The sequence below is a fragment of the Capnocytophaga ochracea DSM 7271 genome (genome assembly GCF_000023285.1).
Lineage (GTDB): Bacteria > Bacteroidota > Bacteroidia > Flavobacteriales > Flavobacteriaceae > Capnocytophaga > Capnocytophaga ochracea.
On sequence record NC_013162.1, the window covers coordinates 585,481 to 607,500 of the forward strand.

Below are 22,020 nucleotides of genomic sequence, written 5' to 3' on the forward strand. Positions count from 1 at the left end.
AGTGAATAATGATTAGATACTAATAACTGTTTAATAATTCAAATATATGAAACTTAGGAATATAATTTTTACTTTTTTAGTTGCTATTAACTTGGTAAATGCCAAAACTGAACCTGTAACTATTCAGGGAGCTGTAGGAACACTTCGCGGAGTGGTAACCACTCCTGATACTGTGAAAAAGTCTCAGAAAATCCCTACCGTGATTATTTTTCACGCACTGACTAGCAATAAAGACAAAAAGCTATATGCTACTTTGGCAGATAGCTTAGCGGCACACGGTATTGCCTCAGTACGCTTTGACTTTAACGCACACGGGGAAAGCGAAGGAGATTTTAAGAAAATGTCGTTAGATAATGAGTTAGAAGATGCACGGCGCATAATGGCATTTACTAAAAGACTTCCTTTCGTAGGTAAGATAGGCTTGATAGGACACTCGCAAGGAGGGGCTATAGCGATGCTTTTGAGTGCAGAATTAGGGAAGAAAAACGTTAAAGCATTAGGCTTGTTAGCACCTGCTTCTACAATTCACGACATACTATCACAAGGGGTACTATTCGATGCCACTTTCGACCCATTGAATGTACCTGAGGAGCTTTCCTTTTTTGGAGGGAAAGTAACTGTAGGGAAGGACTATATCCTCTCAGCACAACGGTGCAAACTCATTCAGAAAGCGAGAGCATATAAAGGCAATGTATTGGTAATTCACGGTACGGGCGATAGAATGCTCTCTTATACTTACAGTGAAAATCTGCCTTATTTCTATAAACATTGTAAAGTAAGTCTCATTGAAAAGGGAGACCATTTGTTTACGTCGAAAGAAGCGCAAGCAGCAGAGATGATGACACAATTTATGCTGAAAAACTTAAAATGATTAGTAAATGTGCTAACAACTGATTGGCTAATTAAAAAAATATTCGTATCTTTGCACTTTAACTAACAACCTTAATAAAAATGTATCCAATAAAATTTAAACCTATCCTCAAAGAACGCCTTTGGGGAGGCACTAAACTAAAAACATTATTCAACAAACCTATTGAAAGCGATATTACAGGCGAAAGCTGGGAAGTATCAGGCGTACCTGGTGATATCTCGGTAGTAGCCAATGGTCAGTACGAAGGTAAAAGTCTGCAAGAACTCATAGATTTATACCCTAATGAACTGCTTGGCAAACACGTGCACAAGCGTTTTGGTCACGATTTCCCTATCCTTATTAAGTTTATAGATGCACGCGAAGACCTCTCTATACAAGTGCACCCTAATGATAAATTGGCAAAAGAACGCCACAACTCTTTTGGTAAAACCGAAATGTGGTATGTGCTTCACGCCGATGCAGGAGCTGAACTGATTGTAGGCTTCAACAAAACAGTAACCAAAGAAGAGTATCAACAGCACCTCAATAGTGGTACTCTCACCGATATTCTCAATTACGAAAAAGTGAAAGATGGCGATACATTCTTTATCAACACGGGCAAAGTGCACGCCATAGGCAAGGGAATTATCATTGCCGAAATACAACAAACCAGCGACATCACCTACCGCGTGTACGATTTCAACCGTCGTGATAAAAATGGTAACCTGCGCGAACTCCACACTGAACTCGCTCTCGATGCTATCGACTACGAGAAAAAAGACGACTTTAAAGTGGCTTATACCAAAGACTCTAACACGGTAAACAAAGTGGTGAATTGTCCTTATTTTATTACCAATTTGCTACCGCTTACCGCAAGCTATGAAAAACAACTTTCACAAGACGATTCTTTCCATATCTATATGTGCGTAAAAGGCGAAGGTATAATAGGTGATGGTACTACCGAATTACCTATCAAGCAAGGTGAAACAGTGCTTTTCCCTGCTTCTTGCCACCAATTAGAAGTAAAAACCAAAGGAATGGATTTATTGGAAGTATATATTTAGACAACTAAAAACTAAAAATATGTTATATCGTTCAAGAATTAAGGGATTAGGATTTTACGTCCCTGAAAACGTAGTTACTAACGACGACCTATCCAAACTAATGGATACCAGCGATGAATGGATTCAAGAGCGTACCGGTATTCAGCAACGTCGTCACGCACTAAAAGGTAGTGATACTACTACCTCAATGGGTGTAAAAGCAAGTTTGAAAGCTATTGAAGCTGCTAAAATCAATAAAGAAGAAATCGACTTTATTGTATTTGCAACCCTCAGTCCCGACTTCTTTTTCCCAGGTTGTGGGGTATTGGTACAAAAAGAATTGGGTTTACCTACTGTGGGAGCTCTCGATATTCGCAACCAATGTTCGGGCTTTATCTATGCCCTTTCAGTAGCCGACCAGTATATCAAAACGGGTATGTACAAAAATATCCTTGTGATAGGAGCTGAAACCCAATCCCCCGCACTGGATATGACCACTCGCGGTCGCAATATGGCAGTGCTCTTTGGCGATGGAGCAGGTGCTGCTATCGTTTCTCGTTCTGATGACCCCGAGCGCGGTATTCTCTCCACTCACTTGCATAGCCAAGGTGAACACGCCGAACAATTAGCTATGATTACCCCAGGGGTAGGCACCAAATGGGTAACCGAATTATTGGCAGAAAACGACCCTGATGATGTGAGTTATTACCCTAATATGAACGGTCAGTTTGTATTTAAAAATGCTGTGGTTCGCTTTGCGGAAGTGATAGAAGAGGGATTGAAAAGCAATGGTCTTTCTCACAAAGATATTAATATGTTGATTCCTCACCAAGCTAATTTGCGTATTTCACAGTTTGTACAACACCAATTCAAACTCACCGATGAACAAATATTTAACAATATAATGAAGTACGGTAACACTACCGCAGCTTCTATACCTATCGCCCTTACCGAAGCAGTTCAAAAAGGAAAAATCAAGGACGGAGACCTCGTAGTAATTGCTGCCTTTGGTAGTGGCTTTACTTGGGCAAGTGCTATCATCCGTTGGTAGGCCATAGCGTGGCAGGCAGTCACAGTGTGACATAGAATAAAAAAGGCTGTTGAACAGATAAGTTTGTTCGACAGCCTTTTTTATATGTACAAATTACTGATGTACCCCACAGTAACCTTTTATCATTGAGCACTAAGCATTATAATAAGTTCTTTGCGGAGGTCAGCTTCTGTGAGGTTATTAGTAGCACCTAATCCTTTGCTTTTTAGGTCTATTTCGCGCAAAGCAGCTATGATGGCGCTTACGCGCTTCATTGGGTAATGTTGTGCGCCTGAACGAAGGTCTTTGATGCCAAAGATAGGTACTTTTAGGGTCGCCATTACATTCTTTTCACTTTGGTCAGTAAGACCGTGAAAGCCTAAGAGCTGTTGGAAATAACCGTAAAGCACCGTAAGTGTCATCACCAAAGGATTGTCCTTAGGATTATCGGCGAAGTGTTTCAAAATACGCGTTACCTTATAGCTGTCGTTTACAGCAATAGCACTCTTGAGTTCATAATTATTAAACTCCTTGCTAATCCCTATGTTCTTCTCTATAATATCAGGCGTTACTTGTGTATTTTCGGGGACGATGAGTGCCAATTTGTTTACCTCGTTTTGTATCCTACTCAGGTCGGTACCCAAGAAATCTACTAACATCTGTATCGCTTTAGACTGAATACTGAGATGTTTCTTCTTCAACACATCAGGTAACCACGTAGCTATCTGATTCTCGTAGAGTTTTTTACTTTCCAAGAGCACGCAATCCTTATTCTTTTGCAAGGTTTTAAGCAATTTCTTACGAGCGTCCAACTTGTCGTATTTGTAACAGAACACCAATACGGTCGTAGGCGTAGGGTTCTCTACATAAGGAACGAGTTGGTCGATAGTGTTTTTAAGGTTTTGCGCCTCTTTTACGATAATCACTTGGTGGTCGCTCATCATCGGAAACCGACGTGCATAGTCGATAATAGCAGGCACACTCACGTCTTGACCATAGAGCACTATCTGGTCAAATCCCTTTTGGTCTTCTTGTAATACGTGGTCTTCGATGTAATCAGAGATAATATCTATGAAATAAGGCTCTTCCCCCATCAGGAAGTAGATAGGGGCTATAATTCCTTTTTTTATGTTAGCTACAATAGTTTTTACTTCATTCATAGTGCAAAAATACAAAAAATATTCTACTTTTGCAGTATGGAAGCTCTAAATTTCAAAAACTACTCTTTCCGCCTGAAAAAAGCTGACGATAAGCTGTGGATATTCGACCTCATTCGTCGCAAGTATGTGGTACTACAACCCGAAGAATGGGTGCGCCAACACGTAGTACATTTCCTCATAGAAGAAAAAGGTTATCCAAAATCGCTTATCAATGTCGAGAAAAAGCTCTCTGTAAACGGACTCACTAAGCGTTACGACGTGGTTGTCTATTCCAAAAAAGGAGTAGTGCTCTTGATAGTGGAATGCAAAGCGCCTAACGTGACTATCACCCAACAAACATTCGACCAGATTGCACGCTATAACCTCAGTCTCAATGCTCAATACCTAATGGTCACTAACGGCATTACTCATTATTATTGCCAAATGGACTATAACCAATACAAATATATATTCTTAACAGACCTTCCTCATTATAACGACCTCACTCTATGACTCTCGCCATCGTAATACTCAACTGGAACGGCAAAACACTGTTGCAACAATTCCTCCCCTCGGTAGTACAATATGCTGCCGAAGGGCAAATCTATGTGATTGACAATGCTTCTACCGACGATTCCCTCGCTTTTCTACGCTCACACTTCCCCGAAGTAACTATCTTAGAAAACCCTACTAATAGTGGGTATGCAGGGGGGTATAATCACGCTTTACAACACATTGAAGCCGATATCTTCTGTCTGCTCAACTCCGATGTACGAGTAACCGAAGGCTGGCTCACTCCTATTTTACGCACTTTTGAAGACGAACGCATTGCCGTAGTACAACCCAAGATAAAAGATGAAAAACGCCCCTCTTATTTCGAGTACGCAGGAGCAGCTGGGGGCTTTATCGACAAGTACGGGTTCCCGTATTGCAGAGGGAGAGTATTTGAGCGCGTAGAAGAAGATAAAGGTCAGTACAACACCCCTTCCCCCTCCCCTATCTTCTGGGCATCGGGGGCGTGTTTTTTTATTCGCGCAGAAATATTCCACCTATTAGGTGGCTTCGACGAAGATTTCTTCGCGCATCAAGAAGAAGTCGACTTGTGTTGGCGGGTACATCACCTCGGCAAGCAGGTAGTGTATTGCGCCGAGAGTACCGTCTATCACGTGGGAGGGGCAACACTCACAGCTACCAACCCTAAGAAAACCTACCTCAACTTTCGCAACAGCCTTTTTATGTTACTGAAAAACCTCCCTCCCAAAAGCCTTTACACTACGCTCTTCCTCCGTATGGTGTTGGACGGCATTGCAGGAGTGCGTTTCCTTTTGCAGGGCAAGCCGTGCTTTTTGTGGGCAATTGTGAAGGCACATCTCCATTTCTATAAAAGATTTCACTTCTTTAAAAAGAAGCGCCCTTCTCAGCTTATCACTGATTATTACCAAAAGAAATCCATTGTGTGGGAACACTTTGTTGTAGGCGATAGATAAATAGATGTCTGTTTGATATATAACAATTATCTTTTCTATCACACTTCCCCCCTAGTGTCTATGGCCTAAGACCCCAACACCACCCCATTTTCTCATTTTCTAATTTGCTAATTCTCTTCCCCTTTCCGTCACTACACTCTCCCTTTTCAGTCACTACATTCTCCCTCTCCTTGGGAGAAGTCTCCGAATAGGAGAGTATGTGATTGGGGTGAGGATTCTTTTTCTTTCGCCTCGAAACCCCGTTTTTAACATTTTTAGCCTTGTTGTATTACAGTGTTATTCAATCATTTATATACCCTTTCTATACCAATCGTCCAAGATTCGTATAAGCTTCCTATAAGCTCTCTATAAGCTAACCCCACCCTCCTTACAGCCTTTTTTCACCAAAACTCCTCTTAACCTTCTTTTGAATTTCTCCGTTTCTTTCCGAATACTACAATCCCTCCTCTGACCTGTCCGACCCTTCCGAAAAGTTCGACCTGTCTATTCCCCTTGGTGGTATTATTGGCATTTCTGGTTTTTCTGGCATTATTGGCGTGCTTTGCTTATTTCCAAATTTTCTCATTTTCAAATTTGCTAATTTACTAATTGTTTTATACTTTTGCACCTGAAAACAACTTCACTATTATGAAAAGAAAAACCGTTCTCATTATTTTAGCCGTTATATTGCTAATTATCATTTTGATTATTGGTAAAAAAGCTGGTTGGTTTGGCGAAGAAAATTCTGCCATAAACGTCGAAACTCAAAAAGTAATTCCTACAACACTCATCCAAAAAGTGTCGGCTACAGGAAAAATACAACCCGAATTAGAAATCAAGCTATCGTCGGAAGTATCAGGCGAAATTATAGAACTCCCTGTAAAAGAAGGGCAAATGGTAAAAAAAGGCGACCTTTTGGTGCGCATCAACCCCGATATTTACCAATCGGTAGTAAAGCGTAGTGCTGCAAGTTTAGAAACCGTACGCGCCAGCTTACAACAGTCCAGCGCTACCCTCAAAGAAGCCGAAGAGAGCTATAAGCGCAACAAAGTGTTGTTCGATAAGGGCGTAATCTCAAAATCCGATTGGGATAAAGCTGTTTCAGCCTACGAGGTAGCCAAAGCCTCTCGCGAGTCAGCTCGTTTTAATGTACAGAGTGCAATGGCAAGTGTTTCCGAAGCTCAAGACAACCTCAAAAAAACGATTATTTATTCACCTACCGATGGCACTATTTCTAAGCTCAGCGTAGAGTTGGGCGAGCGCGTAGTAGGTACGATGCAAATGACGGGTACCGAGATTATGCGTGTGGCAAATCTTCATAATATGGAAGTAGAAGTAGATGTAAATGAGAACGATATCGTAAAAATAAGTGTAGGCGACTCGGTGAATGTCGAAGTAGATGCTTACCTAAAACGCGTGTTCAAAGGTACCGTTACCAATATCGCCAATACCGCCAATGCCACCACCAGCGCAGACCAAGTAACGAACTTCAAAGTCAAGATACACATCGAAGAAGCATCGTATAAAGACCTCTCAGAAAACAAACCGGTTGGCTATTCGCCCTTCCGTCCAGGTATGACCGCAACGGTAGATATTATCACCCAAACCAAAAAAGACGCAGTTGCAGTACCTATCAGTGCCATTATTGTAAAAAAGAAATCTGAAATCGACCCTAAAACCCCTAAGGAAGAAGCCGACAAAAAGCAGGAAGCGGTGTTTGTGCTCAAAGACGGTAAAGCCGAACTCCGTGCGGTAACTACCGGTATTCAAGATAATGTGAATATCGAAATCCTTTCAGGTGTAGCCAAAGACGAGACTATTATCACCGGTCCTTACAGCGCTGTAAGTAAAACTTTGAAAAATGGCGATGCCGTTCAAACAACTAACAAATAAAACTCACTTTTTTTCTCATTTTGTTTGCCCAATAAATAAAATATATTACTTTTGCGCAAAATTTATAAAATTCTATTAGTTTATGTATTGGACGTTAGAACTTGCATCTTATTTAAGTGATGCTCCTTGGCCTGCTACTAAAGACGAGCTTATCGATTATGCTATCCGTACAGGCGCTCCTATGGAAGTGGTGGAAAACCTTCAAGAAATAGAAGACGAAGGTGATATGTATGAATCTATCGACGAAATCTGGCCTGATTACCCGTCGGAAGAAGATTACCTATGGAATGAAGATGAATATTAAAAACAAAAATAAAAAGTCTCTCTGAGGAGACTTTTTTTAATTTGCCAATTTGTAGATTAACCCAAAATTTACATTAAAATAATTAACTTTATAAATATTCACTTTTGCAGATTGTCCCCCTTCGGGGGTTCGGGGGCTTTCTTTTAATTTGCCAATCAGCAAAGTAGCAGATTAGCAAATCAATATAGTGACAAATTGTCAGTTCTCGCCTTTTGGTATATTTATTGACAAATTTACGGTATGAATTTTGCCAAAGTTTCTAACTGCCTGTTGTGCTACGACCTTTGGCAAAGTTAATCATTAATCATTAATCATTAATCATTATAATGAGCATTATCAATTCCCTTATTAAAATTTTCGTTGGCGATAAAGCCAAAAACGACCTAAAAGCAATCCAACCTATCGTTGAAAAAATAAAAACTTACGCCTCTCAGTTAGAAAATATCTCTAATGATGAGTTGCGCGCAAAAACTATTGAGTTTAAGCAAAGAATAAAAGACGCTCGCGCCGAGTTCGATACTAAAATAGCCGAACTCGAAGCCCAAGCAAACGCTACTGACGATATCGATGCTAAAGAAGACCTTTATGCTGAAGTAGACAAACTCAACGGCGAAGCCTATCAAGTCTCCGAAAAAGTATTAAACGAGATCCTTCCCGAAGCCTTCGCAACAATGAAGGAAACTACCCGTCGTTTTGCTAATAACGAAACTATTACCGTAACTGCTACCGAGCACGACCGCGAACTATCGGCTACCCACGACTATGTGACGATTGAGGGCGATAAAGCTGTATGGAAAAACCACTGGGACGCCGCTGGTAAAGATGTTACTTGGGATATGGTACACTACGATGTACAGCTCATTGGAGGTATTGCCCTTCACCAAGGTAAGATTGCCGAAATGCAAACAGGGGAAGGTAAAACCCTCGTGGCTACCTTGCCTGTCTACCTCAATGCCCTAACGGGGAATGGGGTGCACCTCGTAACCGTGAACGACTATTTGGCACGCCGAGATAGTGCGTGGATGGGACCTTTATTTGAGTTCCACGGTTTGCGTGTGGATTGTATCGACAACCACCAACCTAACTCCGAAGCGCGTCGTCGTGCCTACAACGCCGATATTACCTATGGAACTAACAACGAATTTGGTTTCGACTACCTCCGCGACAATATGGCGCACACTCCCGAAGATTTGGTGCAACGCTCTCACAACTATGCCATTGTCGATGAGGTCGATTCTGTATTGATAGACGATGCTCGTACACCGCTCATCATCTCAGGTCCTACCCCTAAAGGTGAATTGCACGAGTTCAACGAACTGAAACCTTTGGTAGAAAATTTGGTAAACAAACAGCGTACTTACCTCACCAAAGTATTAGCCGATGCCCGCAAACTCATTGCCGAAGGGGATACCAAAGAAGGGGGATTCCAACTCTTGCGCGTGTATCGTGGGTTACCTAAAAACAAAGCGCTCATCAAGTTCCTCAGTGAAGAAGGGGTAAAACAACTGCTCCAAAAAACTGAAAATTACTATATGCAGGATAACAATCGCGAAATGCCAAAGGTAGATGCCGAATTGTACTTCGTGATTGATGAGAAAAACAACCAAATCGAGCTTACCGATAAAGGGTTTGCTGATATTGCCTACGATGGTGATAAAGATTTCTTTGTTTTACCTGATATTGGGGTAGAAATTGCCAATATTGAGAACCAAGGTCTTCCTATTGAAGAAGAAGCTAAACTAAAAGATAAATTATTCCAAGATTTTAGCGTAAAAAGCGAACGCATTCACACCCTTAACCAATTGCTCAAAGCCTACACTCTCTTTGAAAAAGATGTAGAGTATGTAGTAATTGATAACAAAGTGCTCATCGTCGATGAACAAACAGGTCGTATTATGGACGGTCGTCGTTATTCCGATGGTTTGCACCAAGCGATTGAAGCCAAAGAGAATGTGAAAATTGAGGCTGCTACCCAAACCTATGCGACTATTACCTTGCAAAACTACTTCCGTATGTATAGCAAGTTAGCAGGTATGACGGGTACTGCTATCACCGAAGCGGGTGAGTTCTGGGAAATCTATAAACTCGATGTAATGGAAATCCCTACCAACCGTCCTATCGCTCGTAAAGACCACAACGACCTTATCTATAAAACCAAACGCGAGAAATACAACGCCGTAATCGATGAGGTAGTAAAACTTTCCGAAGCTGGTCGCCCTGTGTTGATAGGTACTACTTCTGTGGAAGTATCCGAACTCCTCAGCCGTATGCTTACAATGCGCAAGGTGAAACACAATGTATTGAATGCGAAATTACATAAAAAAGAAGCTGAAATCGTAGCCGAAGCCGGACATAGTGGTGTGGTAACCATCGCAACCAATATGGCGGGACGTGGTACCGATATCAAGTTAACCCCCGAAGTAAAAGCTGCAGGAGGTTTGGCAATTATAGGTACCGAACGCCACGATTCTCGTCGTGTCGATCGTCAGTTGCGCGGTCGTTCTGGTCGTCAAGGTGACCCTGGTAGCTCACTCTTCTTCGTTTCTCTCGAAGATAACCTAATGCGCCTCTTCGGTTCTGAACGTATCGCCCGATTAATGGATAGCTTAGGTCATAAAGAAGGTGATGTAATTCAGCACTCTATGATGACCAAACGCATCGAGGCAGCTCAGAAAAAGGTAGAAGAAAACAACTTCGGTATGCGTAAACGTCTGTTGGAGTACGACGACGTGATGAACGCACAACGCAAGCAAATTTATAAACGCCGTCGCCACGCTCTTGAAGGTGAACGCCTAAAAGTGGATTTGGCAAATATGATATTCGATACTTGTGAGAATATAGTAGAGAGCAACAAAGGTGGAAATAACTACAAGAATTTCACTTTCGAGCTCATCAAATATTTCTCACTGAAAACACAAATTTCAGAAGCTGAATTTGCTAAACAATCGCCAAACGACCTTACTTTTGCCTTGTATCACGAAGCGCTCAAACACTATCAGGAAAAAGCTGAACGCAGTGCCGCTCAAGCCTTCCCAGTAATTAAAGACGTATACGAAAATCCTAATAATACTTATGAGCGTATCGTCGTGCCTTTCACCGATGGCGAAAAGATGCTCAACATCGTAACCGACCTCAAAGAGGCGTACGAAACCCAAGGTAAGAAACTCGTAAGCGATTTCGAGAAGAATATTACGCTTGGCATCATCGACGAGGAATGGAAAACGCATCTCCGCCGTATGGACGAGCTTAAACAATCTGTACAATTAGCGGTACACGAACAGAAAGACCCGCTACTTATTTATAAGTTTGAAGCCTATCAGTTGTTCAAAGCTATGGTCGATAAGGTAAACAAAGAGATTATCTCTTTCTTGTTCAAAGCCGAGTTACCTACTCAAAATCCACCTGTACAGGAAGCCCACGCGCCACAACGCACTCGTGAGCACTACCAAACCAATAAGGAAGAAGCCCTCAACAGCGATGAGATGGCACAACGCGCCCGTGAAGTAGGGCAACAAGCCTCACAGCGCCGTTCGGTAGTAGAGACCATCGTACGCCAACAACCTAAAATTGGTCGTAATGATAAGGTAGTAATCCAAAACATCCGCACCGGTGAACGCAAAGAGCTCAAGTTCAAACAAGCAGACCCCCTAATAAACAGCGGAGAATGGATTTTAGTATCCAATAAATAGATCACTAAGGTAATGGACAACCAAATGAACAACCAAATGGGAATGCTGCTAAGCTCTGGTATATTCTTTCTGTTTGCGCTTGTATTCTTGGTTACTGCTGAGATTAACAAAAGAATTACTGAAAAGAACAAAAAACTATATCAAGGGAAAGCACAAGGAGAGGTATTAGAAATTGTCAAATCAGGCACTCAAGGTATAGGAGGTATTGGTTTTAATAATAGGACTTATGTAGTCTATAAGTATACTGTAGGAGAAAATACTTATATTGTAAAGCCTCTTGTTCTGAACTCAAACGCCCCTATAAACTTGAAATATGCTAATTCGGCTCATACTTTTTGTGTAACCTATTTTGGGGCTCATAGTGGTAGCCGTCAAACCAATTATCGAGCAGGCGAGAGTATAACAGTAGCTTATTTGCCCGAAACTCCCAGTGAACACCAAATAGTAGACGATAAAGATAAAACGTTTTTTTGTAAGGGGTTTCGCATAGCAGGATTCGCAATAATGTCCATTGCAGTAATTTTCTTGATTGTTTCCTTTTTCATAAAAAAATAAGCAGAAACACAATGTAAATTATTTATTATATCATACTTTGCCAAAGTTTCCAGCCGTATGGCTCGCACCTTTGGCAAAGTTTTTTCTTCTTAATTGTCAATTATCAATTGTCAATTGAAAATATTATTGTACCTTTGCGCTTTAAAATACATTAGCAAATTGGCAAATTTGCTAATTTACAAATTGTATTAATGAATTTATTTGAACAATTAGGTCTTAATGAACCTATCCTCAAAGCCATCAGCGATATGGGCTTTGAAACTCCTTCTGAAATTCAGCAAAAAGCCATCCCTACTCTTTTAGCAAATGGTGCTGATATGGTAGCTTTAGCCCAAACGGGTACTGGTAAAACAGCCGCTTTTGGCTTTCCTCTCCTCCAACTTATCGATACTGATAGCCGTGTAACTCAAGGTCTTATCCTTTCACCTACACGCGAACTCTGCTTGCAAATCGCTTCTGAACTCCGCAATTATGCTAAGTACCTCCCTAAGGTGAACGTAGTGGCGGTATATGGCGGTGCAAGTATCGAGGAACAAGCGCGTAGCCTCAAAAAAGGCGCACAAATTATCGTGGCTACTCCTGGGCGTATGCAAGATATGATACGCCGTAACTTCGTAGATATCAGCCATATCAACTATTGTGTGCTCGACGAAGCCGACGAAATGCTCAATATGGGCTTCTATGAAGATATTACCGCAATTCTATCGCATACCCCTCAAGAAAAAAGCACTTGGCTCTTTTCGGCTACTATGCCTAACGAGGTGGCTAAGATAGCGCGTAAGTTTATGCGTAAGCCTATTGAAATAACAGTAGGAACTCGCAATCAGGCTACTAACACCGTGCAACACGAGTACTATATAGTGAGCGGTCGCCATAGATACCAAGCCCTAAAACGCCTCGCCGATGCCAACCCCGATATCTTCTCAGTAGTGTTTTGCCGCACCAAACGCGATACTCAGGCAGTAGCCGAAAAACTCATTGAAGACGGTTACAATGCCGCTGCCCTTCACGGCGATTTGAGTCAGAATCAGCGCGATTTGGTGATGAAATCCTTCCGCGCACGCCAAATACAAATGCTTGTCGCTACCGATGTCGCTGCCCGCGGTATTGATGTAGACGATATCACCCACGTAATTCACTACCAATTGCCCGACGAAATAGAAACCTACAACCACCGCAGTGGGCGTACAGGTCGTGCTGGTAAATCGGGAATTTCGATGGTAATTTTGCCAAAAAGCGAGGTAAAGAAAATCAAAACTATCGAAAAGATGATAGGGCAACCTTTTGAGCAAAAACAATTGCCATCGGGTATGGAAATCTGCGAGATACAGCTCTATCACTTGGCTAACAACCTCAAAAATACAGAAGTAAACCCTGCTATCGACGATTATTTGCCTGCTATCTATAAAGAACTGAAAAATGTAGATCGCGATGAGTTGATCAAAAAAATATTCTCAGTAGAGTTTACGCGTTTCTTCAATTATTATAAAAATGCCGAAAACTTATCGGTAGAGAACGAGCGTGAAAGCCGCAGTAGGGGTAATAGCGATGAAGTGCGCTATTTCATCAACATAGGTGAACGCGATGGCTACGACTGGAAATCGCTCAAAGATTTCCTCAAAGCAACCCTTAATTTAGGTCGTGATGATGTTTTCAAAGTAGATGTAAAGAACAGTTTCTCTTTCTTCAATACCGATGCCGACCTCTCCGATTTGGTGATGGATACCTTTAACGACTTCCAATTGGACGGTCGCTTCATCAATGTAGAACTCTCTACCAAAGGTGCTGGCAGAGACCGTGGCGGAAGCAAACGCGGAAATGATGACGGTAGGAAACACGGCAACGATGAGGGTAGAAATCGCAAAAAAGGACAAAGAGAAAGTCGCAAACAAAAGACTGCTGAAGCTCTCCAACAGGCTTTTAAAAAGAAGAAAAAACGTAAATAATGTTAGAATACCTTATAGAAACGGATAAGCAACTGCTCTGTTTTCTCAATAGTGGGGGGACAACCGAAGCCGATAGCCTTTGGCTACTCATTACCAATGCGCTCTCGTCTATCCCCCTCTATGCTTTCTTGTTATACTTGTGTTTCAAGTATTTCCATTGGAAACGAGTGTTGCTCATCTTGGTATTCACTGCTATTATCATCACCACTACCGACCAGCTAGCAAATGTTTTCAAATACGGATTCCAACGCTTGCGCCCTTGTCACGATGAGAGTCTTATAGGGCAAATGCGAATGGTGATTTGCGGTGGTAAGTATGGTTTTTTTTCAGCACACGCCGCCAATACAATGGCAATAGCCGTATTTTTTAGTTACTTGCTTAGGAAAAACGCCCGATATATCGTTACTCTATTGCTCTGCTGGTCAGTGATTGTAAGTTATAGCCGTATTTATTTAGGCGTGCATTTTCCAGGTGATGTATTGGTAGGTTGGATCTTTGGAATACTCTTAGCTACCCTTTATTATTTTCTTTTTCTATTTGTGGAAAAGAAGTTAAAAAGCCCCCGAACCCCCGAAGGGGGACAATCCTCAAAGGCCACCTAAACTTGTTGCCTATTACTCATATATCCAGCTCTGAGTTCTCGCTAGCTTTACCTCTTATCTCTTACCTAAACAAAATGAAAGAAGATTTCTTACACTACCTATGGAAATACAAAAAAGTACCTCTCAACGCTGTACTTACTACAGGAGAGCGTTTGCAAATTCTCTCATTTGGTGACTATAATTCCCTTTCAGGTCCCGATTTCCAAAGTGCTCAACTGCTTATAGGTGAACAGCAATGGGCAGGTAATGTAGAAATGCATCTCAAATCATCGGATTGGTATGTGCACGGTCACGAAAGTGATCCCGCCTATCGCAATGTGATTCTGCACGTAGTTTGGGAACACGATATAGAAGTATTCGATGCTAACAACCAGCCAATTCCCACTTTAGAACTCCGAGAACTCATCTCCCCCGAACTCTTAAAGCGATACAAAACCACTGTAGCCTCACATTGTCAGTTTATTCCTTGTGAAAAGGAATATACTACTGTGCCAGCGATTACTTTACTTTCGTGGAATGAGCGTCTGTTAGTAGAACGTTTAGAAGAAAAAGCTACTGTTGTGAACGAGTTGTGGAAAGCTACTAATTTTGATTGGGAGAAAGTACTTTTTTGTATGCTTCTCAAGTCTTTTGGTGGCACCGTAAATGGTGAAGCATTTCTGCAATTGGGCAAATATATCGATTTTGGTATTATCCGCAAAGAACGCTCACACCCCTTACATTTAGAAGCGCTACTATTGGGGCAAGCAGGCTTACTCCCCAAAGCAACTGAACTCACCTATCCACGTGAACTCTTGCAAAATTATCACTACCTACAACAGAAATACAATCTCTCTGCACCTGTAGTAAAAATACATTTCACTGGTTTGCGTCCGCAAGGGTTTCCTACTATCCGACTCTCGCAACTCGCACAGCTATACGAGCTAAATGAAGGTTTGTTTTCTAAAATCCTCGAAGTGAATGATTTTAAAAGTATCCAAAAACTTTTTGCCGTAGCAGTCTCCGAATTTTGGGAAACCCACTATACCTTTACTAAGACTTCTAAAAAAGTAAAAAAGCCTATTAGTGCAAGCCTTATTACACTTATTTGGATAAATGTATTCATTCCACTCAAATATGCCTATTACCAAAGTTTAGGCAAGGACGTGAGCGAATCTCTCATTGAAGAACTCAAAATAATGACAGCCGAGAGCAACAGCATAATCACCCAATACCAACAATTAGGTGCCACCGTTACCACCGCTTTTGATACCCAAGTACTTCTACAACAGTACAAACACTATTGCCAGTCCAAACGTTGTTTAGATTGCGCTATAGGGATTTCGATTTTAGGTAAGAGGTAAGAAAAACTTTGATTAAGCCATTAGACTTACTCACATATTCAGCTTTACTTGTTACCCGTTATCTATTAGTTGTTACCTGATGTAGCGCTTCATTATAAGCACTCTCAAAAGCGAGCAGGTTGATGTCCATAGGGTGATGTTGGGCTTGGAAGAAGGTGAGGAGTTTTTCAGTAGGAAGATAGCCGCCATAACCTTTGATAGCACTGTAAAAACGGGTAATGCCAGCTTGGTAGGCAGTAGCCAAACTGCTAATAGTAATACCTTGTTTTTCAATGGTAGGCAGTTCGTCGTCTAAGAGCAAGATTTTAGTTTTGGTGTTTGAAAAATCTAAATGGCTAACTAAAGGGTGTAGTTCAGCTTTGAGAGCAAGAGCATAAAAGCCAACAGCCAATAAAGATTGCAAATAATCCTCATTGGCTATCGTTACACATTCTATGAGTTGTAAGTTATTATTTGTCATAAAAGTTCTTGCATTGAATGGATAAGTAGGTCAGCTTGACTTAAATCTTGTCCGCCTGAAAGGGGATTCTGGAAGCCCACACACTGCATATTAGCACTTTTGGCAGCTTTCACGCCATTGGTACTGTCCTCTATCACTGTAAATTGTGTTGCTGGCAAGTGGTACCATTGGGCTACTTTTAGGAATATGTCAGGATTAGGTTTGCTGTACTGCACATCATCTCCGCTCATCATTACTTCAAAATAGTGTGCTATATTTGTTTGCTGAGTAAAAATATCGATGAGTTTGCGTCCGGAAGAGGAAGCTAATGATAAGTGCTTTGCTTCATTCTTAAACTTCTCTAACACTTCTTTTACGTGAGGTACTAAGGGAACTTTCACTTCGGGTAATCGTTTGAAAAAGTAATCACGGTGAAACTGCATTAGCTCCTCTACACTTTCTGTTCGGTGGGCATCGCATTTTACCTTTTCCCACATCGGAAAAGCCGACATTCCCGTGAGAGTTTGTATATATGCCTTGTCAAACGGAATGCCTTTCAGCTGAAAAGTCTCATAAATAATCTCTTGGTGCATCGGTTCACTGTCCAGTAGCACCCCGTCCATATCAAAGATAATATAGTTGTTAGTCATTAGTCGTTATTAGATTTGAGTTGTTGTCTAAAGTCTTTTAGAAAAACATTACCTATTCCTATAATGAGTCCTACAAACGTCCAAATGGCAATAATCATCATTCGTTTGGGTTTAGAACGTTCGTTAGGTACACTCACAGGCTCAATTATAGTAAATATTGGTTGGTCTTCCTTCATCTTAATACGTTTGGTTTCGAGTTGTTTAGCTAATTCAGTATATACATTAAAAGCTAAGTTATACTCAGCTTGTAGTTGTTGCAAACGCGTTTGAGGTAAGTTGCTAAAAAGGTCACGATTGCGGTCTTGGAAACCTGCCACAGCGTATTGCTTTGCCTTAAAATCTTTTTCAGCTTCGATAAAACGTTGTTGTACAAAGTCGAACTCTTCTTTTGCTTTTTGCAATTTAAACTCAGTTACTGTTTCTTGCAATAACTGTTGCGCACTTTGCAACATTTGTGCCGCAGGAAGTGCTTCGGGCATTGCATACGATAGCGTAATATAACCCTCTTTTTCATTTAAATTCAACTTGATATTATTGTCGATACTATTAAGGATAGCTCTCTCCTCCTTACTAATACTCGTAATATGGGTGGTATCTTGTACCTTAATAGACGGTTCAGAAGGGTTTGAACGGAAAATACTCATCACACTACCCAAAATGCTCGGTTTCGCATAATTTTTACAATATTGCTCATAGGTAATTGGATTAGAAATATCTGAAAAAGTAAGCTTCGTCTGTGCTAATTTCTTTTTAAACGGAACACTTTCAATAATCTTGGAGTAGGTAGTAAGTGGAATAGCATCTGCATTGTTTCCTCCTAAATTAATCCCTGCCATAGCTGCAAGTCCCCCCAATCCTCCTGTCGATTTGCTATCAGTTGCTTGTGGTACCATAATAGTGGTAGCGGTGTATTCTTTAGCCGAAAATAAGGCTACTAATATCCCTATGACCATAAATATCAACGTAAATACAGTGATTGATTTCTTAGCTCTCCAAAGCTTATTGATAAGCTGTAACAAATCAATTTCATCTTCTTCTCTTATCGTATTGTGATGATTATTTTCCATAGTTATTTTTTAAAAGCACTGTAAATTAACACTCCCATAGTAGTAATAGCCGAAATGATACCCACCGTTTCTCCCGTTGTAAGGCGTTGTTTTTCGGGTTTTGAAGGTACTATAATAATGGCCCCAGGCTCTATTTTGGGGTAGTTTTTAAAGAATAGAGAGGTACGTGTTGCCTTTATATCTCCATTGGCATACATCACATAAATAGCACTCCTCTTCGCTCTGCTGGCAAAGCCTCCTGCACTACTGACATACTGATGCATAGAAGCTCCTTTTTCATAACGCACTAATGAAGGCGCTAATACTTCTCCTCTAATTTCCACAGTTTGTTTTTCTGAAGGGACTAATAACATATCTCCGTCATTGAGCAAAAGGTCATATTTGCTGTGTTTTCGGTTTAATATCTTTTTTACATCAAGCCCTATGCGATACTCATTGCTTTTTTTAGCTACTCTTCTCAGTGTTTTATTCGAAGTGCTACTGCTCGTGTCATTCTCAATCTCAATGAGTTCTTTTAAGAAATCTTCTTGCTGAATATCACCCTCATCTGTCTTTTTTCTCACAAGAGTAAGTCCTTCTTTATAGGCAAAGGGAGTAAAACCGCCCACACGCTCTAATAAATCCGAAACACGTTCGTCTTTAGATTGAATACTATAAACACCTGGGTAGAGCACTTCTCCCATTACCGTTACAGTTTGCATAGGAGTAAATCCTTTGATATAACGTACCGATACAACATCGTTAGGTTGCAAGATAAGTCGTTCTCCTTGGGGCTCTAACTGATGATTAGACGATACTTTAAAGGATTGACTTAGTTTCTGAAAATTACCATCGTTAGTTTCTCTAAATATCTCAATCATCGAAGGGTCTGCTCCATTAGCCAAACCACCTGCCAATGATATCACATCTTCCACTGTCATATTCTCCATAAAAGGTAATTCTTTTGGCTTATTTACAGCTCCTTCTACCTTTACAAAGCGTTTGTACTGAAGAGAATCTCTGTAAAAAATATGAATACTATCATTGTCTTTTAACGGAATATCATTTTTCTTTTCTATGAGGTCTTTTACCGAAAAACTAAGTGTTTGGTAATCCACGCGGTTTTCAGTGCGGAAGATAAGACCTCTATTCAAGGAAGCATCTTTTCTCACACCGTTAGCTCTGTTGAGTAAGTCGTAAGCCGTCATTCCCTCTTTAAACTCGTATACCCCAGGCTGATATACAGCTCCGCCTATACTGAGCCTATTATGGTATTCATCAGTAATAGCGTGTACATTTAGGCGGTCACCATTTTGCATTTTTACTTTTGAAATATCAGCAAAAAGAATCTCTTTTACTTCGCGTTTAGCATCTTTAATGCGCTCCAACACCAAAGTATTGGTAAAAGCATCAGAGGTAAAACCTCCAAAGAAGGTGATGAGGTTTGCTAGCGTCTCATTGTCTAAAGTCTCATAAAAACCACGTCGTTTTACTTTCCCGTCCACCCATACACGGTTTTTATATGGGGGTACAATAATCACATCTTGGTCTTTAAGACCTATATTGCCTTTTTCTGAACCATTTATTAGAAAATTGTACACGTCAAAAGTAGCAACTTTTTTACCTCCTCGAAAGATGTTTATTTCCCTAAACGAACCACTTTCCGAAGGACCTCCACAAGCATATAATGCGTTGAGCACCGTTGAAAGCGAACTAAGCGAATAAGTCCCAGGAACTGCCACTTCGCCTATGATATTCACTTTTACTGTACGCACCTGACTGATAGTTACCCCTGTATAAATTTTCGCATAACTACCCTCAGGAGCCGAAATACCAGAATAAATGCGCTTGAGCTGTGAATTAATCTTAGCCTTCACTTCACTGAACGAAAGTCCTCCCACGTGAATGCGCCCGATACCATTTAGGAATATATTCCCCTCAGCGTCTACTTTTTGCTTAAAAGAACCTTCTGTCGCCCCCCAAACTTCCACGAGTAGTTCATCACCAGGACCTACTTGATAGTTGTCGGGAGTTGCCATATTGAGGTTAGGAGTAAAAGATATTTTAGGATTCTTGAAGAAACTCATTCCAAATATAGAATCCTTTTTCTGTTTAGTAGTGATAGAATCTTTGTTTTCTTTACCGGTATAACCAAAAATTTCATCACCTTCAGCCGGACGCCTACCTGTTTTTGTGTTTTCTTTAAGTTTGTTTTTAATATCAGAAGAAGTGCCAAGTTGCATAATGCGCTGCCTAAGCTTCATTACTTGCGTTTCTTGCATACCGCGACTACGAGCCAAAGCAATGAATTGGTCTAATGAATAACCTTGTGCTTGAGCGCGATCCCAATAATTTTTAATTTGTGCATCACTCAAGTTATCCACATTCACAGTAGTGATATCCACATTGTTATAGGTAGCATTAGGAGAAGTCACCTGTGCTACTGCCTGAGAAATAACTAAAAGTAAGTATATAATAAGTAATTTAATCTTCAACATTATTGCATAATTGATTTTGGGGCAAAGATACAAAACTATTAGCAATTAGCAATCAAGATATTGTTTTTTTAGTCCACTCCTGTTAATTCTCCTACTTACCCTGAGACTCGTCCTTTCCCCTTCCAAGCAGTCCCACAACTTCAAACAACAAAAAAAGAGCAATTCTTTATCAGAATTGCTCTTCTTATAAGAAGGCGGCGACATACTCTCCCACGTGACCGTAGTACCATCTGCGCTAAAAGGTTTAACTGCTCTGTTCGGAATGGTAAGAGGTGAGACCTTTGACTATAACCACCTTAAACTTTTTAGGTGTCAGGGGTTAGGTTTCAGGGTAATCCCTAATGCCTATAACCTACTACCTGTAACCTTATTTTTTTAACATATAGGGATAAAAAACATATTTTTCAATTGACAATTGACAATGGATAATTGACAATTTTTCTGACTAACGTTCCAGTAAAAAAAGAATACTGCGCGAAAAGTCTACGGGTGATTAGTATTACTCGGCTATGATGTTACCACCGTTACACCTGTAACCTATCAACGTGGTCATCTCCCACGACCCTTAAAAGAAATCTCATCTTGTGGCGGGTTTCGTACTTATATGCCTTCAGCACTTATCCCATCCGCACTTAGCTACTCTGCTATGCCCTTGGCAAGACAACAGATACACCAGCGGTGCGTCCAACTCGGTCCTCTCGTACTAGAGTCAGATCCACGCAAATTTCTAACGCCCACAGTAGATAGAGACCGAACTGTCTCACGACGTTCTGAACCCAGCTCGCGTGCCACTTTAATGGGCGAACAGCCCAACCCTTGGGACCTTCTCCAGCCCCAGGATGTGACGAGCCGACATCGAGGTGCCAAACCCCCCCGTCGATGTGAGCTCTTGGGGGAGATCAGCCTGTTATCCCCGGCGTACCTTTTATCCTTTGAGCGATGGCCCTTCCATACGGAACCACCGGATCACTATGCTCTACTTTCGTACCTGATCGACTTGTAGGTCTCTCAGTCAAGCCCCCTTATGCCATTGCACTCTTCGCACGGTTACCAAGCGTGCTGAGGGAACCTTTAGAAGCCTCCGTTACTCTTTTGGAGGCGACCACCCCAGTCAAACTACCCTCCACGAATTGTCCCCTGCACTCTGCAGGGTTAGACCTCAGATAAGCAAAGGGTGGTATTTCAACAACGACTCCACAACTACCAGAATAGCCGCTTCTAAGTCTCCCACCTATCCTACGCATCACTTATCCAAGACCAATACGAAGATATAGTAAAGGTGCACAGGGTCTTTTCGTCCCACTGCGGGTAATCGGCATCTTCACCGATACTACAATTTCACCGAGCTCATGGCCGAGACAGTGTCCAAATCGTTACACCATTCGTGCAGGTCGGAACTTACCCGACAAGGAATTTCGCTACCTTAGGACCGTTATAGTTACGGCCGCCGTTTACTGGGGCTTCAATTCAAACCTTCGTGTTACCACTAAGCTCTCCTCTTAACCTTCCAGCACCGGGCAGGTGTCA

At 41.3% G+C, this 22,020-nt stretch carries 17 protein-coding genes and 2 rRNA genes (1 of these 19 only partly in view); 12 read left to right on the plus strand and 7 right to left on the minus strand.

From position 1 onward, the window contains the following. The first annotated feature begins 46 nt into the window (after positions 1-46). The 3 genes from COCH_RS02310 to COCH_RS02320 all read left to right on the plus strand — a co-directional run bounded on the left by COCH_RS02310 (position 47) and on the right by COCH_RS02320 (position 2,944). A complete protein-coding gene (locus tag COCH_RS02310; protein ID WP_015781766.1) occupies positions 47-871 on the plus strand; it encodes an alpha/beta hydrolase in 825 nt (274 codons plus the stop codon). An 80-nt stretch (positions 872-951) separates the two neighbouring features. Next, complete coding sequence (locus tag COCH_RS02315) at positions 952-1,914, plus strand: type I phosphomannose isomerase catalytic subunit (protein ID WP_015781767.1); 963 nt, start codon at positions 952-954, stop codon at positions 1,912-1,914. Positions 1,915-1,933: 19 nt separating this feature from the next. After that, on the plus strand, positions 1,934-2,944 hold the full coding sequence (locus tag COCH_RS02320; RefSeq protein WP_015781768.1) for a 3-oxoacyl-ACP synthase III family protein: 1,011 nt from the start codon (positions 1,934-1,936) through the stop codon (positions 2,942-2,944). Positions 2,945-3,066: 122 nt separating this feature from the next. On the opposite strand, the gene holA is transcribed toward COCH_RS02320, so the two are convergent. Then, positions 3,067-4,083: a DNA polymerase III subunit delta gene (gene holA, locus COCH_RS02325; protein WP_015781769.1), complete on the minus strand. Its 1,017-nt coding sequence runs from the start codon at positions 4,081-4,083 to the stop codon at positions 3,067-3,069. 36 nt (positions 4,084-4,119) lie between these two features. Between holA and COCH_RS02330 the strand changes: the two genes are divergently transcribed. The 9 genes from COCH_RS02330 (at position 4,120) to COCH_RS02375 (ending at position 15,860) form a co-directional block, all read left to right on the plus strand. After that, a complete protein-coding gene (locus COCH_RS02330; protein WP_015781770.1) occupies positions 4,120-4,575 on the plus strand; it encodes a type I restriction enzyme HsdR N-terminal domain-containing protein in 456 nt (151 codons plus the stop codon). Further along, a complete protein-coding gene (locus COCH_RS02335) occupies positions 4,572-5,549 on the plus strand; it encodes a glycosyltransferase family 2 protein (RefSeq protein WP_015781771.1) in 978 nt (325 codons plus the stop codon). Before COCH_RS02330 ends, COCH_RS02335 begins: the two co-directional genes overlap by 4 nt. Before the next feature lie 627 nt (positions 5,550-6,176). Beyond that, on the plus strand, positions 6,177-7,421 hold the full coding sequence (locus tag COCH_RS02345) for an efflux RND transporter periplasmic adaptor subunit (RefSeq protein WP_015781772.1): 1,245 nt from the start codon (positions 6,177-6,179) through the stop codon (positions 7,419-7,421). 82 nt (positions 7,422-7,503) lie between these two features. Beyond that, on the plus strand, positions 7,504-7,725 hold the full coding sequence (locus COCH_RS02350; RefSeq protein ID WP_002673751.1) for a DUF2795 domain-containing protein: 222 nt from the start codon (positions 7,504-7,506) through the stop codon (positions 7,723-7,725). Positions 7,726-8,051: 326 nt separating this feature from the next. Further along, on the plus strand, positions 8,052-11,414 hold the full coding sequence (gene secA, locus COCH_RS02355; RefSeq protein ID WP_015781773.1) for a preprotein translocase subunit SecA: 3,363 nt from the start codon (positions 8,052-8,054) through the stop codon (positions 11,412-11,414). A gap of 12 nt (positions 11,415-11,426) precedes the next feature. Next, complete coding sequence (locus tag COCH_RS02360; RefSeq protein ID WP_015781774.1) at positions 11,427-11,969, plus strand: DUF3592 domain-containing protein; 543 nt, start codon at positions 11,427-11,429, stop codon at positions 11,967-11,969. Between the two features lie 191 nt (positions 11,970-12,160). Then, entirely contained in the window at positions 12,161-13,915 is a 1,755-nt protein-coding gene (locus COCH_RS02365; RefSeq protein ID WP_015781775.1) for a DEAD/DEAH box helicase, read from the plus strand. Further along, positions 13,915-14,517 carry a phosphatase PAP2 family protein gene (locus COCH_RS02370; RefSeq protein ID WP_015781776.1) on the plus strand — a complete coding sequence of 201 codons (603 nt, stop codon included), beginning with the start codon at positions 13,915-13,917 and terminating at the stop codon, positions 14,515-14,517. Before COCH_RS02365 ends, COCH_RS02370 begins: the two co-directional genes overlap by 1 nt. A 74-nt stretch (positions 14,518-14,591) precedes the next feature. Further along, a complete protein-coding gene (locus COCH_RS02375) occupies positions 14,592-15,860 on the plus strand; it encodes a DUF2851 family protein (protein WP_015781777.1) in 1,269 nt (422 codons plus the stop codon). Positions 15,861-15,918: 58 nt separating this feature from the next. On the opposite strand, the gene COCH_RS02380 is transcribed toward COCH_RS02375, so the two are convergent. The 6 genes from COCH_RS02380 to COCH_RS02405 form a co-directional block, all read right to left on the minus strand. Further along, complete coding sequence (locus tag COCH_RS02380) at positions 15,919-16,320, minus strand: pyruvate carboxyltransferase (RefSeq protein ID WP_015781778.1); 402 nt, start codon at positions 16,318-16,320, stop codon at positions 15,919-15,921. Continuing rightward, positions 16,317-16,949 (minus strand): HAD family hydrolase, encoded by a 633-nt coding sequence (locus COCH_RS02385; RefSeq protein WP_015781779.1) that lies wholly within the window; start codon positions 16,947-16,949, stop codon positions 16,317-16,319. The genes COCH_RS02380 and COCH_RS02385 overlap by 4 nt, the downstream gene beginning before the upstream one ends. Then, positions 16,949-18,016 (minus strand): Wzz/FepE/Etk N-terminal domain-containing protein, encoded by a 1,068-nt coding sequence (locus COCH_RS02390; RefSeq protein ID WP_015781780.1) that lies wholly within the window; start codon positions 18,014-18,016, stop codon positions 16,949-16,951. The genes COCH_RS02385 and COCH_RS02390 overlap by 1 nt, the downstream gene beginning before the upstream one ends. A 2-nt stretch (positions 18,017-18,018) precedes the next feature. Next, the gene (locus tag COCH_RS02395; protein WP_015781781.1) at positions 18,019-20,493 is read right to left on the minus strand and encodes a polysaccharide biosynthesis/export family protein; all 2,475 of its coding nucleotides are present in this window, start codon (positions 20,491-20,493) and stop codon (positions 18,019-18,021) included. 189 nt (positions 20,494-20,682) lie between these two features. Then, a 5S ribosomal RNA gene (gene rrf / locus COCH_RS02400) occupies positions 20,683-20,792 on the minus strand. A 174-nt stretch (positions 20,793-20,966) separates the two neighbouring features. Continuing rightward, a 23S ribosomal RNA gene (locus COCH_RS02405) occupies positions 20,967-22,020 on the minus strand; it runs 1,789 nt beyond the window's last position.

Excerpts from the sequence above, each read along its gene's own strand:
- COCH_RS02310 (WP_015781766.1), top strand. The coding sequence starts at position 47 with ATGAAACTTAGGAATATAATTTTTACTTTTTTAGTTGCTATTAACTTG.
- COCH_RS02315 (WP_015781767.1), top strand. The coding sequence starts at position 952 with ATGTATCCAATAAAATTTAAACCTATCCTCAAAGAACGCCTTTGGGGA.
- COCH_RS02320 (WP_015781768.1), top strand. The coding sequence starts at position 1,934 with ATGTTATATCGTTCAAGAATTAAGGGATTAGGATTTTACGTCCCTGAA.
- holA (WP_015781769.1), bottom strand. The coding sequence starts at position 4,083 with ATGAATGAAGTAAAAACTATTGTAGCTAACATAAAAAAAGGAATTATA.
- COCH_RS02330 (WP_015781770.1), top strand. The coding sequence starts at position 4,120 with ATGGAAGCTCTAAATTTCAAAAACTACTCTTTCCGCCTGAAAAAAGCT.
- COCH_RS02335 (WP_015781771.1), top strand. The coding sequence starts at position 4,572 with ATGACTCTCGCCATCGTAATACTCAACTGGAACGGCAAAACACTGTTG.
- COCH_RS02345 (WP_015781772.1), top strand. The coding sequence starts at position 6,177 with ATGAAAAGAAAAACCGTTCTCATTATTTTAGCCGTTATATTGCTAATT.
- COCH_RS02350 (WP_002673751.1), top strand. The coding sequence starts at position 7,504 with ATGTATTGGACGTTAGAACTTGCATCTTATTTAAGTGATGCTCCTTGG.
- secA (WP_015781773.1), top strand. The coding sequence starts at position 8,052 with ATGAGCATTATCAATTCCCTTATTAAAATTTTCGTTGGCGATAAAGCC.
- COCH_RS02360 (WP_015781774.1), top strand. The coding sequence starts at position 11,427 with ATGGACAACCAAATGAACAACCAAATGGGAATGCTGCTAAGCTCTGGT.
- COCH_RS02365 (WP_015781775.1), top strand. The coding sequence starts at position 12,161 with ATGAATTTATTTGAACAATTAGGTCTTAATGAACCTATCCTCAAAGCC.
- COCH_RS02370 (WP_015781776.1), top strand. The coding sequence starts at position 13,915 with ATGTTAGAATACCTTATAGAAACGGATAAGCAACTGCTCTGTTTTCTC.
- COCH_RS02375 (WP_015781777.1), top strand. The coding sequence starts at position 14,592 with ATGAAAGAAGATTTCTTACACTACCTATGGAAATACAAAAAAGTACCT.
- COCH_RS02380 (WP_015781778.1), bottom strand. The coding sequence starts at position 16,320 with ATGACAAATAATAACTTACAACTCATAGAATGTGTAACGATAGCCAAT.
- COCH_RS02385 (WP_015781779.1), bottom strand. The coding sequence starts at position 16,949 with ATGACTAACAACTATATTATCTTTGATATGGACGGGGTGCTACTGGAC.
- COCH_RS02390 (WP_015781780.1), bottom strand. The coding sequence starts at position 18,016 with ATGGAAAATAATCATCACAATACGATAAGAGAAGAAGATGAAATTGAT.
- COCH_RS02395 (WP_015781781.1), bottom strand. The coding sequence starts at position 20,493 with ATGTTGAAGATTAAATTACTTATTATATACTTACTTTTAGTTATTTCT.